The organism is Flavobacterium laiguense (assembly GCF_003097655.1).
GTDB classification, from domain to species: domain Bacteria; phylum Bacteroidota; class Bacteroidia; order Flavobacteriales; family Flavobacteriaceae; genus Flavobacterium; species Flavobacterium laiguense.
Genome location: NZ_QCZH01000004.1, coordinates 1 through 18,326, shown reverse-complemented (window position 1 = coordinate 18,326; position 18,326 = coordinate 1). Strand labels below are relative to the sequence as shown.

Genomic DNA, 18,326 nt, shown 5'->3' with positions numbered 1-18,326 from the left:
AAAAATAATACACCATGAATTCATTAAAAAAAATAATGATGGTAGCATTAACAGTGCTTGCTATCACACAATCAAACGCGCAAATTAATAATGCCAAAATCGAAACGGTAAAGATATATGGTAATTGTGGAATGTGTAAATCTAAAATTGATAAAGCAGGAAGTCAAAAAAACATAGCGGAAGTAGTTTGGAATAAAGACACCAAAATGGCAACACTTACTTATGATTCAAAAAAAACAAATCAAGAAGAGATCTTAAAAAAAATTGCTTTGGCAGGATATGATAGTGATTTTTTTCTTGCACCAGAGAAGGCTTATTCCAGTCTGAACGGTTGTTGTCAATACGATAGAGAAGCAAAAGTGGAAATTCAAGCTGAATTAAAAAACGAAGTAGCAATCGAAAATATTTCTACCGTTTCAGTAAATCAAGAAACAAATCAATTGCAATCCGTTTTTGATAATTATTTTTTATTGAAGGATGCTTTAGTAAAAACGGATGGTAAAACAGCCTCCGAAAAATCAACAGCATTATTATCCTCTATTGCCGCTGTCAAAATGGAAACTTTAAAAGTGGAGGAGCATATGGCTTGGATGAAAGTGTTTAAAGATTTAACAGCCAATACAAAAAGTGTTTCTGAAACGCAGGATGTTGAAAAACAAAGAGATGTATTTAACTCATTGTCTCAAGAAGTTTATGAATTGATTAAAGTTTCAAAACCAAAAGAGGTGGTTTATTATCAATATTGTCCGATGAAAAAAATGAATTGGTTAAGTAAAGAAAACACAATCAAAAATCCATATTATGGATCTCAAATGTTGAGTTGTGGTAGTGTGGTAGAAACAATTAAATAATTAATTAACAATAAAAAATGAAAAATATAATTCTTTCAGCCCTAGTAATGGTATTCGTATTGGTCTCTTGTAACCAAAAAAATAAACAAGAAGAAACAGCTGTTACAACAACAGAAACTACTTCGCAATTGTATGCATGTTCAATGCATCCAGAAATAACAGGAAAAAAAGGAGACGAATGTTCTAAATGTGGAATGGAATTAACTGAACCTGTAAAAGCAACACCTGAAAAAGTTGTTGAACCCACATCAGAATCAAAAAATGGAGCTGGTGCTTTTTCTCTAACTGAAATACAAAGTGATTTCGCCAATATAAAAAATGCAATAGCTAAAAATGACACTAAACAAGCAGCTGTTGCAGGAAGATCTTTATATGAAGTTTTCAATAAAATAGATGTAAATTCTATTGATGCAAAACTCAAAAAAGACTATTTGGATATTGCCGAGAGTGCTAAAGAAAATGCAGAACATATTGGCGATAACGAAGGTAAATTAGACCATCAAAAAGAACATTTTGAAATATTAAGTAAGGATGTTAATGACTTAACTAAATTGTTCGACTCAGCTAAAAAATAATATATACATTTAAATAAAATTAAATTTTAAAAAATCAATAAAATGAAAAATATAATTCTTTCGATCCTATTAGTAACATTCACAATAGGTTCTAGTAATGCTCAAAACACAAAAGTGAAGAGCCAATTCTCAATCGATAAAATTGTTACCAATTATTTAACTTTAAAAAATGCGTTGACCAAAGACGATGCAAAAAGTGCTGCAAGTGCAGGTAAAGTTTTATATGCAGCATTTAATACTGTAAACGTAAATTCTATTGATGCAAAACTCAAAAAAGACTATTTGGATATTGCAGAGAGTGCAAAAGAAAATGCTGAACACATTGGTGATAATGCTGGAAAAATAGACCATCAAAGAGAGCATTTTGTTTCGTTAAGCAAAGACATTAACGATTTGATAAAACTTTTTGGTACTAAACAAAAACTATATCAAGATTTTTGTCCAATGGCAGATGATGGCAAAGGCGCTATTTGGATAAGTGAAATTAAAGACATCAAAAACCCCTATTATGGTTCTAAAATGCTTACTTGTGGTTCTATGAGAAAAGCATTGTAAGATGAAAAGAAGCATCAAAAAAACACTTTATACAGGGTTAATTATTTTTTTGCTAATACAATTGTATCAACCTGCTCGGAACGAAAGTTTAGAGCAGGATGTTACAACCGATTTTACAAATGCGTATAGCGTTCCTAAAAATGTAGAAACTATTTTGCGAACTTCCTGCTATGACTGCCATAGTAACAATACAAATTATCCTTTGTATTCGTATATCCAACCCGCCCGGTTTTTTATGGAAAGGCACATTACAGAAGGGAAAGAAAATCTAAATTTTAATGAATGGGGAAATTATAGTAACCGAAAGCAGAAGAATAAACTAGATAGAATTGCCAAACAAATTAAGTCTAGCGAAATGCCTTTAGCTTCATATACCTTAATTCACAGAAATGTCATCCTAACAGCTACTCAAAAAGAGGAAATAATCAATTGGATTAACAACATAACAAAAAATGAAAATTAAAACCTTAATTATAACACTATTAATTACGATTACAGCATCAGCTCAAAAAGTAGTCCGTTACGACCTCTATGTTCGTGATACAATAGTGAATTTTACAGGCAAAGAAAGACACGCTATTGCAGTAAACGGACAAATCCCTATGCCTACTTTAACCTTTACAGAGGGTGACATAGCAGAAATTTATGTGCATAATGAATTAGAGGAAGAAACCTCTACACATTGGCACGGTTTACTTTTGCCTAACAAAGAAGATGGAGTTCCCAATCTTACACAAATGCCAATCAAGCCACACACAACTCATAAATACACTTTCCCGATCATCCAACACGGAACACATTGGTATCATAGTCATTCTGGATTACAGGAGCAAATTGGAATGTATGGTTCCTTTGTGATGAATAAAAAAGCAGATGATCCAACCTTTAGAAAAGGAATTGATGATTTACCCACAGTTCCAATAGTACTAAGTGAATGGACGGATATGAACCCGAATAATATTCACAGAATGTTGCACAATGCAAATGATTTTCCTGCCATCAAAAAAGGAACAACACAAAGTTATACTGAAGCTATTAAGCAAGGGCATTTCAAAACCAAAGTGATAAACGAATGGAAGCGAATGAATGCAATGGACGTAAGCGACGTATTTTACGATAAAATTTTGATGAATGGTAAACCTAGTACTGATCTTAAGAGTATTGATGGAAAACCTTTAAAAGCAGGGGATAAAGTACGTTTACGAATTTCCAACGGTGGAGCTTCTTCTTATTTTTGGCTAACTTATGCAGGCGGAAAAATAACCGTTGTTGCTAACGATGGTAACGATGTAGAACCTGTAGAAGTCGATCGATTAATTGTTGGCGTTTCTGAAACGTATGATGTTGTTGTTACAATTCCTGCCGATAAAACCGCTTTTGAATTTTTAGCGACGACCGAAGATAGATTGTATTCAGCCTCTTATTTTATTGGAGATGGTATCAAGCAACTAATTTCGCCTCTTCCTAAACTCAAATATTTTGAAGGGATGAAAATGATGAACGATATGATGAAAATGAATGGTGATTTAGATGATATGGGAATGAGTATGTCTTACAATCAAATGGATATGAATGTGGTAATGTACCCAGAAATTACAGGTGAAACAAAGCCAAAATCGAAAGATAAAATGGGTGATAAGAAAATGACCGAAGCGGATTACAATAGTAATGCACTTTCAGATATAGTTACTTTGAACTACGCAATGTTGAAATCTCCAACAAAAACAATTCTTCCCAAAGAGGCTCCCGTAAAAGAATTAAGATTTGAACTTTCAGGAAATATGAATCGCTATGTTTGGAGTTTAGACAACAAAGTAGTTTCTGAAACGGATAAAATCCTAATCAAAAAAGGTGAAAATATTCGTGTTACAATTTACAACGGCTCTATGATGCGTCACCCAATGCACTTGCACGGACACGATTTTAGACTCTTAAATGGTCAAGGAGATTATGCTCCAATGAAAAATGTTGTAGACATAATGCCGATGGAAACAGATGTCTTCGAATTTAATGCGAATGTAGAGGGAGATTGGTTTTTTCATTGTCATATTTTATACCACATGATGAGTGGCATGGGTAGAGTTTTTACTTATGAAAACCAAGCTCCAAACCCAGAAATTCCAGATCCAAAATTAGCACGTCGTAAATTATTTGCCGACGATAGAAAATTTCACTTTATGGCAGAAAATGATTTTGCAACCAATGGCAACGATGGAGAGGCAATGTATCAAAGCACTCGTTGGAGCATTGGCACAGAATGGCGTTTAGGTTACAATGACCATCACGGTTACGAAACCGAAACACATATTGGGCGATATATTGGTAAAATGCAATGGATAATGCCCTTTATAGGTTTCGATTGGCGATACAGAAAAATGGAAGATGGCGAAATGGAAGAGAATATTTTTGGGCAAAAAAGTACCAAAGATGTACGTTCAGTTTTTAGTGCCGGTATTAATTTTACATTGCCTATGCTTATTGTAGCTCAAGCCGAAGTATTCACCGATGGAAATGTACGCTTACAGTTTGAACGAAAAGACATTCCGGTTTCTAAAAGGCTTCGAATGAGTTTAATGTGGAATACTGATAAAGAATATATGGCAGGATTGCGATATGTTATAAAACGAAATTTTGGTGTAACTACACATTACGACAGTGATATGGGACTAGGTTTTGGAGTAAATTTGAATTATTAGAAGACTTTAATTAATTTTTTTTTATAAAATTGGGAGTGAAAGTATATATCAAAAATATGGTTTGTGATCGTTGCATTATGGTGGTGAAGTCCGAGTTTGAAAAACTCGGTATTCACCCTGTTGCAATCGAGTTAGGTCAAGTAGAACTTTTGGAGGATTGGAATGAAAAAGACAAAGCAATTTTAAGTAAAAGATTAAATGAGCTTGGTTTCGAATTATTGGAGGATAAGACTATTGTTACCGTCGAAAGAATCAAAAACCAAATTGTAACCCTGGTCCATCATCAAAATTTAGATTTAAAGACCAATTTGTCCCATTATTTGGCGACTCATTTAGGTCAAGAATACAACGCCTTAAGTACTTTGTTCTCTGAAGTGGAAGGAATAACCATAGAGTATTATTTCATCGTTCAAAAAATAGAGAAAGTCAAAGAATTGTTGCGTTATAACGAATTGTCATTAAGTGAAATTGCTTTTAAAATGAATTACAGTGATGTCGCTCATTTAAGTAATCAGTTTAAGAAAATGACTGGAATGACTCCAACGAATTTCAAAAAAGCACTTGAAATCAAAAGGAGTCAGATTGATAGTTTATAAATTTTACAAATCATTTTAAAAATTCTACAAGAGTAGAAATGCATTATTTCAGAACTTTGAATAACTTAAATTAGTTAATTTTAATAGCCTTGTCTATTTGTAAAGCTATTTTTTAATTCAAAATTATGATACATACTTATACAATTACGGGAATGTCCTGCGATGGTTGCCGTTCGAAAGTGGAGAAAACATTAAATACGATTGAAGGAGTAAAAGCTTCGGTCACTTTGGATCCACCAATGGCAACAATCACGATGGAAAAACACATTCCTATTTTCCAATTCCAAAAAGCATTGTATGCCGTTGGGAAATACACCATCAGCGAAAGCGATTCGGTGGCAACAGTTCACAAACCGGATGATACGCCAGTAGCGAAATCATGCTGCAGCTCAAAAGGGTCAGGCGACAATCAGCACAAGAAAATCCAAAATAATAACCCAGGAAAATACTATTGCCCCATGTTTTGCGAAGGCGAAAAAGTCTATGACCAAGCAGGAGATTGCCCTGTTTGTGGAATGGATTTAGTGAAATACCCTGAATTAACCGTACAGAAAACACAGTACACTTGCCCGATGCATCCCGAAATTGTTAAAGATCAGCCAGGATCCTGTAGTATTTGCGGAATGGATTTGGTGCCAATGGCAACTGCCGATTCAGATGAAGAAAAGGGCTATAAAAAGATGTTGCGTAAAATGAAAATTGCGGTTGGATTTACAACGCCTATTTTCATTATCGCCATGTCGGACATGATTCCGAATAATCCAATGTATCAATTAATGGATGCAAACAGTTGGAATTGGGTTCAGCTATTTTTATCGTTGCCGGTTGTATTTTATGCCTGTTGGATATTCTTCGTTAGAGCTTGGAAATCCATACTAACGTGGAATCTCAATATGTTTACCCTTATCGGAATTGGATCTGGAGTGGCGTTCCTGTTTAGTTTGGTAGGCTTGCTCTTTCCAAGTATTTTTCCGCATGAGTTTAAAAATCATAACGGAGTTGTTTCGCTTTATTTTGAAGCCACAACCGTAATCCTTACTTTGGTTTTGTTGGGACAATTGATGGAGGCCAAAGCGCACAGCCAAACCAGTGGAGCCATAAAAGCATTATTGAAATTAGCCCCTACCGAAGCTACTTTGGTGGTTGACGGAAACGATTCTATAATCTCCATTCATGACATCAAGAAAGGCGATTTGTTGCGCGTCAAACCAGGAGAAAAAATCCCCGTAGACGGAAAAATCACCAGCGGAGCTAGTACTATAGATGAGTCCATGCTCACCGGAGAACCTATACCTGTTGACAAAACGGTGGGGGATGCTGTGAGTTCCGGAACTATTAACGGAACTAAATCCTTTGTAATGCTGGCCGAAAAAGTAGGGTCAGAAACCTTGCTTTCCCAAATTATACAAATGGTAAACGTTGCCAGTCGTTCTAGAGCACCCATCCAGAAGTTAGCAGATACCATTGCCAAATATTTTGTTCCCATTGTGGTGTTGGTTGCCGTGCTAACATTTGTTGTTTGGGCAAGTTTTGGTCCTGAACCCGCTTTGGTATATGGATTCATCAATGCCATTGCGGTATTGATTATTGCCTGTCCCTGTGCTTTGGGCTTGGCAACTCCCATGTCGGTTATGGTTGGAGTGGGGAAAGGGGCGCAATCGGGTGTTTTGATAAAAAATGCCGAAGCCTTAGAAAATATGAATAAAGTAAATGTTTTAATTACCGATAAAACAGGGACAATTACCGAGGGAAAACCTTCTGTGGAGAAAATCTATGTAATCGTTAAAGAAGAGGATGAGGTGTTACAATTTATTGCCTCACTCAATAAATACAGCGAGCATCCTTTGGCGGAAGCCATAGTCGATTTTGCGAAAGCGAGAAATATAGCTTTGTTAGAAGTCGAAGGTTTTGAAGCCATTGCGGGAAAAGGGGTTTTGGGCGCGGTATCGAATAAAAAAGTAGCACTTGGAAATCAAAAATTAATGGAACAAGTTAATGTTACTGTTTCAGATGATTTAGAAAATAAAATTAGTGCTGAGCAAAAATTAGGCAAAACCGTTTCGTATATAGGCATTGATGGAGAAGCTATCGGATTTGTATCAATTACGGATGCCATAAAAAGTACCAGTAAGGCAGCGATAAAAGAACTAATGCGTCAAGGAGTTGAAGTAGTAATGCTTACCGGTGATAATGAAAATACCGCCAAAGCAGTGGCTGATGAATTAGGATTATCATCTTACAAAGCCAGTTGTTTGCCAGAGGATAAGTTCGAAGAAATTAAGAAATTGCAAGCGCAAGGCAAAATTGTGGCCATGGCGGGCGACGGGATAAACGATGCTCCGGCTTTGGCGCAAGCCAATGTTGGAATTGCCATGGGAACCGGAACCGATGTCGCTATCGAAAGTGCCAAAATCACTTTGGTAAAAGGCGATTTGCAAGGCATCGTAAAAGCCAGAAATTTGAGTCATGCCGTGATGCAAAACATCAAGCAAAATTTAGTTTTTGCGTTTTTATACAATGTCTTAGGAATCCCAATTGCGGCTGGGGTTTTGTATCCTGTTTTCGGGATTTTGCTATCGCCCATGATCGCGGCTTTGGCCATGAGTTTTAGCTCGGTTTCCGTAATTGTAAATGCATTGCGATTAAGGAATTTAAAGCTTTAGAAAAACACCACTACTATACTTTTGGGCGTGACCGCCGCTAGAAAAAAGGGCTAGACACTTTGTCTTCATTGCCCTTTTCTCTAGCGGCGGTCGGGCTTCCCGATAGCTATCGGGAAGCGCTACTTCGGTAGCTAGCTGCAATCCCTCACGCATACCCAAGAACTTCAAGGGAAACGAGAGGGGTTTTGTTTTTATAAGAACTCTAGGGTTGAGGTAATAAAAAAAGATTAAGCGTGCTTTCTAAGTATTTTTGCACTATCAAAATAATAGTTGTTGTCAGACCGATACTTCCGAAATTAGGCGGAGATGTATGATTTTGTAGAACTTTAACCACTTCAATGGATTTGGGTATTTGGCTTAATATAAAAATGGTTTTATATTAAAGATGTTTTAGGAAATTCGTAACTAGGGATTAATTTAACTCAAAACCACCAATAACATCAGGGCAAACGCATCAGTTATTTTTACCGCAGATTCGCAGATTTTAATGAAAAATTTTATTCTAAATTAACCGCTTTCAGCGGAATTGGCGCAAATTGGTTTCTATAAAATCACAAAATTTAGTATTTCAAGTAATAAATCTGCGAATCTGCGGTTGTTTTTTTAACTCGTGCGTTTGCCCTGCCAATAACATGGTAACGTAGTAATCCAGATTACAGTGAAGTCAAAAATAAAAGCCTTTAGTAATTTCTCTCTGAAGGCAAATGCCCATGATGTTTTTTAAATGCAGTAGAAAATTTACTCACATTTTCATAACCAAAAGTATAAGAAATGTTTTTAATCAATAGAGAATCATTTGATAACATTTCTTTTGCCAAAGCCATTTGTTTTTCTTGAAAAAATTGAAACAATGACTTTCCTACCTCTTTTTTAAAATCAGTTTTTAGTTTAGAAGGGGAAATGCCAATTTCTTTTGACAAATGAGGTATTCCTGGAAATGGCTGATAAATATATCCGAGCAAAACTTCTGTAAGTGAAATACTACTATTTTGAGTTTCTTTTGAAATTTTAAAAAGAGAATACTGCAACAATTCTAATGTCTTAATTTTCAAGGATAGTTTATTATTGTTTGCATTTCCTATACTATGGGAAAAAATAGATGCCATGTCTTCAGTTAAGGTGTTGGTATTACAAAAAAAGTGAGGGATATTCATACTTTCTCTATCAGAATCAATAAAGTATTGGATAGAATTATAAAAACCGAAAGCATTCTCTTTTATGTTTTTCTCTAGCCATTGAGAAGAAAAATAGGCTACTAGGTGTATGGATTTTGAGTCTTTATGAAAAAAATTTATTGATTGTGCTTTTGGCTTACTAAAGATCCCACTATTGTTTTGAAAATTGTGACCCCCAATTAGTTGAATTTTTGCATCTGTTGTATCCAGCCGAAAAGCAAGGTTATAATAATCACTCGGTAAACTAGGGTCATATAATAAATTATGACTTGTATTTTTTTTAACATCCAAGTCAATATACATGAGCCATAATCCTTCTTCAATTTCTTGATATTCAAAGGTTCCTTTAGTAAATGGGTTGTTGGTCGTAATAATGTTATTATCAGGGTCCGGTTTATTATAAGGAATTCCAGATAAACTTTCGATCATTACTTGTGGAGAATTAGCAACAAAGGGTAGTATATAAAATCCATTTTTTTGTGTAACAATATATTTCTTTAGCTTAAAAAAGAATTTGTCTAATCGTTCTGCAAGCATTTCTTATTTGATTTTTGGATAATAAAGTTACAAATGTAAGCTGTTTTTCTATTAATAATTGTCCTATTGGAGGGTATATAAGTCTTATTGGAGGGTTGACGAGGATTTCTATGCGGTAGTTTTGCAAATTCTATAAATCAAATCACAGGAAACGTAACTATTAATAATGAATATAGACACAAAAAAGTCAAGTTTGGTGTTTTGTTCTTAGGACTCGGACTAACAGCACAGGCACAATAAGCAATTACTGCCACAGGCGGTAATGCTTCGGGTAGTGGAGGAACCGTTGCTTATTGGGTAGGGGGAATTGGTTATGCCACTAAAACAGGAACTACCGGTTCGGTATCGCAAGGCGTACAGCAATCTTTTGAAATACAGGTCTTAAATAAGTGTGTTTTAAATTTTTCGCATAGAAAGGTCTTATGCCGCTTTTCACTTCTCTTGTGACTAAGAAATTCCGTTTGATGCCTTTTTTTTATTAGGAACTTTTGCTCTAATGTAGTTTTGTCTTAGAAAAGAGAAAAAAGGCGAGCGATATTTATTTAAAAAAATAGGCTTGTTTAAGCGTTATGAAAAAAAGTGGAGCAGAACCCACTAAAAAAAAACGGGGCGGATTCTGAAAAGCCTTACGAATAGGGAAAACAAACATTAAAATATGAAAAAGAAAATTACTTTATTATTATCGTTACTAATCACAAATTTAGGAATTGCTCAAACAACATTTTTTTTTGAAAATTTTGAAACACCTAGCACAACATTTAGTTTAAATACCTCTGACTTAGGAGGCGCAACCTCAGGTCAAAACAGTTGGATTAAAAACAACAATTATAATGGAGGAAGTGGTTCTCTAATATGCATGGGGTTCCCTTTTAGTTATACGATTAATAATGTAGCGCCTCAAAATGCTCAAATTATAAATTCTCCAAATAGTACTTATATGCATATAATAAGCAGTAAAGCTCTTTCTGATGGAATCTTATGTGCCAGTTATATCGAAGATGATAATTTTTGTTATCTTTCTGAATCAAATTTTTTAAAAATGAACACAGGTGTTACAACAACTGGTTTTACAAATATTTCGATAAATTTTTGGTGGTTATGTGGTGGAGATACTTCATCTGGAGAATTATATTATAGTATAAATGGTGGAAATACATGGATATTGAGTTCATCAAACTATAATAATCAATTAGCATGGTCATTAGCTTCAGTAACAAACCCTGCTTGGGATAATCAATCTGACTTACGGTTTGCTTTTCGTTTTGTAAACAATCTTAGTAATACTACTAACTTAGGGTTTTCTATAGATGATGTTAAAATTTCAACAACAATGGTAACACCATTGCCAACGGCCTATATCGTTACAGGAGGAGGTGCTTATTGTGCAGGAGGTTCGGGAATGCCAGTTTATTTGTCGAATTCAGAAACAGGAGTTACGTATCAATTAAAAAATGGAGCTACTAATGTAGGTAGTCCTGTTTCTGGTACAGGAGCCGCAATCTCTTTTGGTAATCAAACTACAGCAGGAACTTATAAGGTAGAAGCTACTAGAACAGTTGGAGGTAGCACTGCTACGATGACAGGAAACCCAGTAGTAACGGTGACACCATTGCCAGCGACACCAACTATTACAGCAGGAGGTCCGACCACTTTCTGTACAGGAGGAAGTGTTACATTAACTTCATCTTCTGCAACAGGAAACGTTTGGTCTACATCAGCAACTACACAATCTATAGTGGTGACTGCTGGAACAACTTATACTGTTGCAGTTAATAGCGGAGGTTGTGCTTCGGCTAGTTCTGAAGGAACTATAGTTACTGTCAATACAATTCCTGTTGCTCCAGCAGTTACTACGCCAATAACTTACAATCAAGGAGCAACAGCAACTCCACTAACCGCTACAGGTTCAAATTTGTTATGGTACCAGGCAGCAACCGGAGGTTCAGGTACTGCAACAGTTGCAACACCTTCTACGGCGACCGAGGGAAATGTTTATGTTTACTGGGTTTCACAAACAGTTAATGGTTGCGAGGGTTCAAGAGCTAAAATAAATGTTATTATAGCTGAGGCCGCCACGCCAGCAACTCACTTAAATTTTGATGGGGTTAATGATTATGTAAATTGTGGAAATAGTCCAACTTTAAATTTAACAGGATCTATTACTGTTGAATCAATGATTTATATAAATTCTTTAGTTAATAACCGTTGCATTGTTGGTAAAGATAATTGGAGCGCAAATACAGGGTATTCATTTTGGTTATCTCCAGATAATAAATTTGGATTAAGATTCGGAAATAGATCTTTTTTAAGTAATACTGTTGTGCCCAGGAATGAATATGTTCATTTATCAGCAACTTACAATTTAAGTACAAAAACTGTTTCAATTTTTTTAAACGGGGTTTTAGACAGGACTTATTCGAATGTTAGTAACCCAGTATCTAATTCAGGAAATTTATATTTAGGTACTCCACAAGATGCGGTAGGGAGCTCTTCTTATGCTTTTAATGGAAGTATAGACGAAGTTCGTATTTGGAATAGAGCGTTATCTCAAGCTGAAATTGTCAATAATATGAATTGCGAATTGCCAACACCTACTACACAAACAGGATTGCTGGCTTATTATCAATTCAATCAAGGAGTTGGTGCAACTGATAATGCAGGAGCAACTTCATTGACAGACGCTTCTGCAAATGCTAATCATGGGACATTGAATAACTTTGCTTTAACTGGAGCGGCATCAAACTGGGTAGCAGGTTCGCCTATTGTTACGGGAACTAATTGTCCTTATATAGTTCCTACGATTACTGTTACTGATATTAATAAAACATACGGAGATGTTAATTTTGATTTAGAAGCTACTTCAAACTCCCAAGGAGTCATTACTTATAGTATCGAAGGTGTTAATACAACTGGAACAACTTTAAGTGGAATCAATAACAAAACTGTGAATGTTGGAAATGCAGGGAGTTTGACTATTCGAGCTACACAAGCAGCAGATGGGATCTATGCCTCAGAAACAAAAGACATTACAGTAACAATCGGTAAAGCAACATTAACAGTAACTGCGGATACAAAATCGAAAGTATATGGTAATGCAGACCCTGAATTAACCTATCAGGTTACGTTAGGCGTTTTGAAATCAGGAGATGTGTTCACAGGTTCATTGTCTAGAAATGCTGGTGAAAACGTAGCAAATTATGCAATCTCAGCGGGAACTGTTTCTGCTGGTGCGAACTATAATGTGTCATTTGTGCCTGCAAATTTATCCATCACACCAAAAGCAATCACTATCACTGCGGATACGAAATCGAAAGTATATGGTGATGCAGATCCTGCATTAACCTATCAGGTTACGTTAGGCGTTTTGAAATCAGGAGATGTGTTCACAGGTTCGTTGTCTAGAACTGCTGGTGAAAACGTAGCAGATTATGCAATCTCAGCGGGAACTGTTTCTGCTGGTGCGAACTATAATGTGTCATTTGTGCCTGCAAATTTATCCATCACACCAAAAGCAATCACTATCACTGCGGATACAAAATCGAAAGTATATGGTAATGCAGATCCTGCATTAACCTATCAGGTTACGTTAGGTGTTTTGAAATCAGGAGATGTGTTCACAGGTTCATTGTCTAGAAGTGCAGGTGAAAACGTAGCAAATTATGCAATCTCAGCGGGAACTGTTTCTGCTGGCGCGAACTATAATGTGTCATTTGTGCCTGCAAATTTATCCATCACACCAAAAGCAATCACTATCACTGCGGATACGAAATCGAAAGTATATGGTGATGCAGATCCTGCATTAACCTATCAGGTTACGTTAGGCGTTTTGAAATCAGGAGATGTGTTCACAGGTTCGTTGTCTAGAACTGCTGGTGAAAACGTAGCAAATTATGCGATCTCAGCTGGAACAGTTTCTGCTGGAGCAAATTATACTATGACATTTCTACCTTCCAATTTATCAATCACAGCACGAGCAATTATGATTACTGCAGATGCAAAATCGAAAGTTTACGGTGGTGTAGATCCAGTATTAACGTATCAAGCAGTATTGGTAGGAGCAGATGTTCTTACCGGAAGTTTGACAAGAGCAGCTGGAGAAAACGTAGGTGTCTATGCGATAAGTTCAACACTTACAAACGACAACTATGACGTCACTTTTGTACCTGCAGACTTAACCATTATCAAAAAAGCGGTAACGGTAACTGCAGATGCAAAATCCAAAGTATATGGAGGTGTAGATCCTGTATTAACGTATCAAGCAGTATTGCTAGGAACAGATGTTCTTACAGGAAGTTTGACAAGAGCAGCTGGAGAAAATGTAGGTGTCTACGCAATAAGTTCAACACTTACAAACGACAACTATGACATCACTTTTGTACCCGCAGACGTAACCATTATCAAAGTAGCGGTAACGGTAACTGCAGATGCAAAATCCAAAGTATATGGAGGTGTAGATCCTGCATTAACGTATCAAGCAGTATTGCTAGGAACAGACGTCTTTACAGGAAGTTTGACAAGAACAGCTGGAGAAAATGCAGGTGTCTATACGATAAGTTCAACACTTACAAACGACAACTATGACATCACTTTTGTACCTGCAGACTTAACCATTATCAAAAAAGCGGTAACGGTAACTGCAGATGCAAAATCGAAAGTATATGGAGATGTAGATCCTGCATTAACCTATACTGTGTCACCAAGCTTATTATCAGGAGGGTCTTTTACAGGAATATTGACTAGAGCCGTTGGAGAGAATGTTGGGACTTATGCTATTGGACAAGGAAATTTAAGTGCTGGTTCGAATTATACCATTAGCTATAATGATGCCTCTTTTGTAATTACTAAAGCAGATCAGGTTATTACTTGGAATCAAATCTTAGAATCAGGATGCGATGGAGGAACAAGTACTGCATTAACAGCAAGTACTACTAGCGGTTTGCCATTAAGTTTTGCCTCTTCTAATACTAATGTGGCAAGTGTTTCAAATGGGGTTTTAGCGTATAATAATTATGGTGCTGCGACTATAACTGTTTCTCAATTGGGGGATATCAATTATAATGCTGCTCAATTAATCGTCTTGCCGGTATTATATACCCAGCCAAATTTAATCAGAAAACATTTTGACGATGTTATCTTCTTTGACAATAGTTCCAAAATTTTTAAATCCTTTAGCTGGTATAAGGATGGTATGTTGGTTTCTGGTCAAACGGCTCAATATTTTAAAGACAACGGAGTTTTAAATGGAACTTATTATGCTATGGCTACAAAAGTAGATGGGACAGTAGTTACCACTTGTCCTTTGACATTCTCTCCTTCAGTAGAGGTAGAATATTTAAAAATTGCGCCTAATCCTGTTAGTAGTAATTCAATATACCAACTCATCACTAATGTGGATCCAGCAAAATTGCAAAATGCGCGTGTTACAGTGTTTAATGTGCTTGGAGCTCTAATAACGGATAAGGTAATTGGAGAAAAAACAGTAGACATGATAGCGCCAAGTGCGGAAGGAATTTATATTGTAAAATTGACCTTGGCAAGCGGTAAATACTTCACGAAAAACCTTTTAGTTAAAAATTAAAAAGAGCAAATCATTACGGATATGAAATCCTCATTCGATAAAAATGAGGATGGATTATTCTAATATTAAAAACATAAACAAATATGAAATTTAAATATTTAATAGGAATTGCAGTGGTCCTATTCTCTACAGGAATGAATGCGCAGTTTTATGTAGGGGTGCAGTCAGGAATCGCCAATATTCAAAGTGATGTAAATGGAGTTTCGAATTCCCATGAAATTGGAGGGGCGTTAAAAGCGGGCTACATTTATTCCTTAACAGATCACATTGGTATTGGATCGGGAGTAGAGTTTTCACAATATAAAAACAAGGTGTTTTTAGATCAAGTAGGAACAACTCTAACTAATTTTGAAGTAGATGCTACAGGTTCTGCATTTATTTATAATGTTACTACAGGGGATTATAAAGAATATCAAACATTGCAAGCAATTCAGATTCCACTTTTCTTACAGTATAAAAGAAATATTAACAAAGGAATTGATTTCAATTTTAGAGCAGGTGTTAAGTACTTTTTACCTGTAAAATATAAGTTTGAAGCTTCGGCATCCTTTGTAAATGGAATTGGTTACTACCCAGATATTGAATTATATATAGATAATTTGCCTGAATATGGATTTGGGAATCAACCAAATTACGCTGCATCTGGAGAGTACAACACAAAAGGTATTTTGATGAGTACATTTGAGTTAGGATTTACTTTTGAAATGGGTGCAAAGAACGCATTGTACACTGCTATGTTTCTAGACACCGGTTATGGGACAATCCTTGACCAAGAGCAAAACGAGTCTTATGTAGGTTATAATCCAACATCGGTTACTGATAGAAATGCAAATGGACTGTACAGTATTGACAAAAACGCAACTGTAAAACCCGTTGCATTCGGTTTGACATTAGGGTGGAACTTTTAATAAATTAAGTGTTTTTTACCTTATAGAAAGCAAAGATTAAGTTGGGGAGACTAAACTCAAAAGACAGGAATTGATTTTTTGTCAGTTGTATGTTTTATGGAATAATCCTGATCTTAAGGAATTGTTTAAAATCGTTTAGATTTAAAAGTGGTTGTCTGTTGATATAGACAACTGCTTTTTTTTTGAACTGTTACCCCAAGTTTTTTTAAACTAGGAAGGATAATTAATGTCATTTTATCTTTGTTTTTACTGGGGTAAATTTAGCATAAACACACATCACTTCGAATGTATTTTTTTTGGCTTGTAACCCGTTTTGAAAACGAGGGTTAAATAATCCAAAAAAAGGATCTAGAAGATTTGTTTGTTGAAGCGTTCTCGATATGATTTTTAAAGTGGAAGTTTTGGATGAAATAAAAGGAATTGTCTAATTTTAAAAACCTACTCGAACTGACGAGTGGTGAATAACCAACTTCAGTTCTTGCAGTAAATCAATGATAAATTGAAAAAGAGACTGTTTTGCAAAGCCTAACCTAAAACAAGGGGTCGAATATTTTTTGTTGTGAGCAAACACGTTTTGAAGAAAATGCTATTTTATTTTCTTTAATACTTCTTTCGCAACAGCCTTGTAAGCTGCTGTATGATTAGGAAAATCTTTGATGATTATGATTTTCAATTCGGGAAGTATCCAATCGTAATGTTGCCCCAAAAGATGTAAAGTACGCATCGAATAGACCTTCGGAGCTACTTTGATATCATTAATCAACCAATCAAAATTGTTTTCTATGATTTCGTCCAGATGTTTTGGAGAAAGTTGTATTTCCTTTTTCTTATAATGGGAAAGTATCAAAAGCTGACAAACTTTGGCCATAGGTCGAATGGCACTTTCGTCTTTTAGTTTTTAATGTGGAAAAAAAAATCCAAATGATCTTCTAGCCATTCCAATTTCTGATAACAGACAAACACCCGATCGCTCGGATATGCAAAATTTTCTTTTGTAAACGATCTCGCGGATTTGCAATCCGCGCCCACTCAATACATCGGCAAAGTGAGAAAATAAGAAAGAATGATGAAAAATAAATTGGTCTTGTTAATTGGAAAGGGCACGGATTGCAAATCCGCGCTATCGTGACCGATGTCGCCATCGAAAGTGCCAAAATCACTTTGGTAAAAGGCGATTTGCAAGGCATCGTTCAAGCCAGAAATCTGAGTCATGCCGTTATGCGAAACATCATGCAAAATTTGGTTTTTGCTTTTTTATACAATGTTCTAGGAATTCTGGTTGCTGCAGGGGTTTTATATCCTGTTTTTGGAATTTTGCTCTCGCCCATGATAGCGGCTTTGGCCATGAGTTTTAGCTCGGTTTCCGTAATTGTAAATGCGTTGCGACTGCGTAATTTAAAGCTTTAGAAAAACACCACTACTATACTTTTGGGCGTGACGGCCACTAGAAAAAAGGGCTAGATACTTTGTCGTCATTGCCCTTTTATCTAGCGGCGGTCGGGCTTCCCGATAGCTATCGGGACGCGCTACTTCGGTAGCTAGCTTTAATCCCTCACGCAGCTTCAGGGAAAACGAGGAGATTTTGTTTTTTTAAGAAGTGTAAAGTTGTGGTAAATAAAAAATATTTTTATCTGATTTATAAGTATTTTTCTGTTATTTTTGAAAAATAAATATGACGGAATGAATCTTAGTGTATGTATCCGATTTTGGGTAAATAAAGAAAGTTTGTTTCGTATATAAACGAGTTAGCGATTATTGCTCCGGTGACGAAAAACCGCTGAATTTAATCGGGTATTTTAATTTAGAAAAGGATTTACAAAAGCTGAAACCGAGCTGACCGAAATCACATCCGAAAATTGAAACTTAATTGTTGCAGACGTAAAAAATGCGAACCGCTTTTCGGACAATCGAAGGCGGATTTTTTTTGTCGATTTTTTTTTGAGGTTTAATTAAAGTTTGCCGAAGCTGAACTTGCTAAACTGAACTTACTAAACTGAACTTGCTAAAGCGGAACTTTGGTAGCGGAAAATAAAAAATGGAAATTCATACGCAATTGGAATGGATTATTGTAATCGTTAATCAGAGGTGCTTAACGAGCGTGTCACAACAATCGCTAACATTTAGCAAACTAGGCGAGAAAAGCCCTTAGCAAGCCCCGAATTTGAAAGATTCCGGGGCTTTTCTTGTTTAGT

Annotated in this window: 11 protein-coding genes and 1 pseudogene; 10 read left to right on the top strand and 2 right to left on the bottom strand. The window is 35.8% G+C overall.

Translation table 11 applies throughout. The features are described from left to right. The first annotated feature begins 14 nt into the window (after window positions 1–14). The 7 genes from DB891_RS05290 (at window position 15) to DB891_RS05260 (ending at window position 7,936) form a co-directional block, all read left to right on the top strand. A complete protein-coding gene (locus DB891_RS05290; RefSeq protein WP_116761333.1) occupies window positions 15–851 on the top strand; it encodes a DUF3347 domain-containing protein in 837 nt (278 codons plus the stop codon). A 17-nt stretch (window positions 852–868) separates the two neighbouring features. Continuing rightward, window positions 869–1,426, top strand: a complete 558-nt coding sequence (locus DB891_RS05285) for a DUF3347 domain-containing protein (RefSeq protein WP_116761331.1) — start codon at window positions 869–871, stop codon at window positions 1,424–1,426. Between the two features lie 42 nt (window positions 1,427–1,468). Continuing rightward, window positions 1,469–1,981, top strand: a complete 513-nt coding sequence (locus DB891_RS05280) for a DUF3347 domain-containing protein (protein WP_116761329.1) — start codon at window positions 1,469–1,471, stop codon at window positions 1,979–1,981. A gap of 1 nt (window position 1,982) precedes the next feature. Continuing rightward, the gene (locus DB891_RS05275) at window positions 1,983–2,444 is read left to right on the top strand and encodes a heme-binding domain-containing protein (RefSeq protein WP_116761327.1); all 462 of its coding nucleotides are present in this window, start codon (window positions 1,983–1,985) and stop codon (window positions 2,442–2,444) included. After that, window positions 2,434–4,677 (top strand): multicopper oxidase domain-containing protein, encoded by a 2,244-nt coding sequence (locus DB891_RS05270; protein WP_116761325.1) that lies wholly within the window; start codon window positions 2,434–2,436, stop codon window positions 4,675–4,677. Before DB891_RS05275 ends, DB891_RS05270 begins: the two co-directional genes overlap by 11 nt. A gap of 35 nt (window positions 4,678–4,712) precedes the next feature. Further along, window positions 4,713–5,273: a helix-turn-helix domain-containing protein gene (locus tag DB891_RS05265; RefSeq protein WP_223256056.1), complete on the top strand. Its 561-nt coding sequence runs from the start codon at window positions 4,713–4,715 to the stop codon at window positions 5,271–5,273. Window positions 5,274–5,398: 125 nt separating this feature from the next. Beyond that, window positions 5,399–7,936 carry a heavy metal translocating P-type ATPase gene (locus tag DB891_RS05260; RefSeq protein WP_116761321.1) on the top strand — a complete coding sequence of 846 codons (2,538 nt, stop codon included), beginning with the start codon at window positions 5,399–5,401 and terminating at the stop codon, window positions 7,934–7,936. A 680-nt stretch (window positions 7,937–8,616) separates the two neighbouring features. Here DB891_RS05260 and DB891_RS05255 read toward each other — a convergent pair. Then, window positions 8,617–9,540 carry a helix-turn-helix domain-containing protein gene (locus DB891_RS05255; protein WP_189337102.1) on the bottom strand — a complete coding sequence of 308 codons (924 nt, stop codon included), beginning with the start codon at window positions 9,538–9,540 and terminating at the stop codon, window positions 8,617–8,619. Window positions 9,541–10,303: 763 nt separating this feature from the next. Here DB891_RS05255 and DB891_RS05250 point away from each other — a divergent pair. Together DB891_RS05250 and DB891_RS05245 are read left to right on the top strand one after the other, a co-directional pair. Continuing rightward, on the top strand, window positions 10,304–15,226 hold the full coding sequence (locus DB891_RS05250; protein ID WP_116761317.1) for an MBG domain-containing protein: 4,923 nt from the start codon (window positions 10,304–10,306) through the stop codon (window positions 15,224–15,226). An 83-nt stretch (window positions 15,227–15,309) separates the two neighbouring features. After that, window positions 15,310–16,134 carry a hypothetical protein gene (locus tag DB891_RS05245; protein ID WP_124019496.1) on the top strand — a complete coding sequence of 275 codons (825 nt, stop codon included), beginning with the start codon at window positions 15,310–15,312 and terminating at the stop codon, window positions 16,132–16,134. A gap of 586 nt (window positions 16,135–16,720) precedes the next feature. Here DB891_RS05245 and DB891_RS05240 read toward each other — a convergent pair. Further along, the gene (locus DB891_RS05240; protein ID WP_116761313.1) at window positions 16,721–17,002 is read right to left on the bottom strand and encodes a hypothetical protein; all 282 of its coding nucleotides are present in this window, start codon (window positions 17,000–17,002) and stop codon (window positions 16,721–16,723) included. A 260-nt stretch (window positions 17,003–17,262) separates the two neighbouring features. On the opposite strand from DB891_RS05240, the pseudogene DB891_RS05235 reads away from it, so the two are divergent. Beyond that, window positions 17,263–17,541 (top strand): annotated as a pseudogene (locus DB891_RS05235) (ATPase); the annotation flags it as partial. Between the last annotated feature and the right edge of the window lie 785 nt (window positions 17,542–18,326).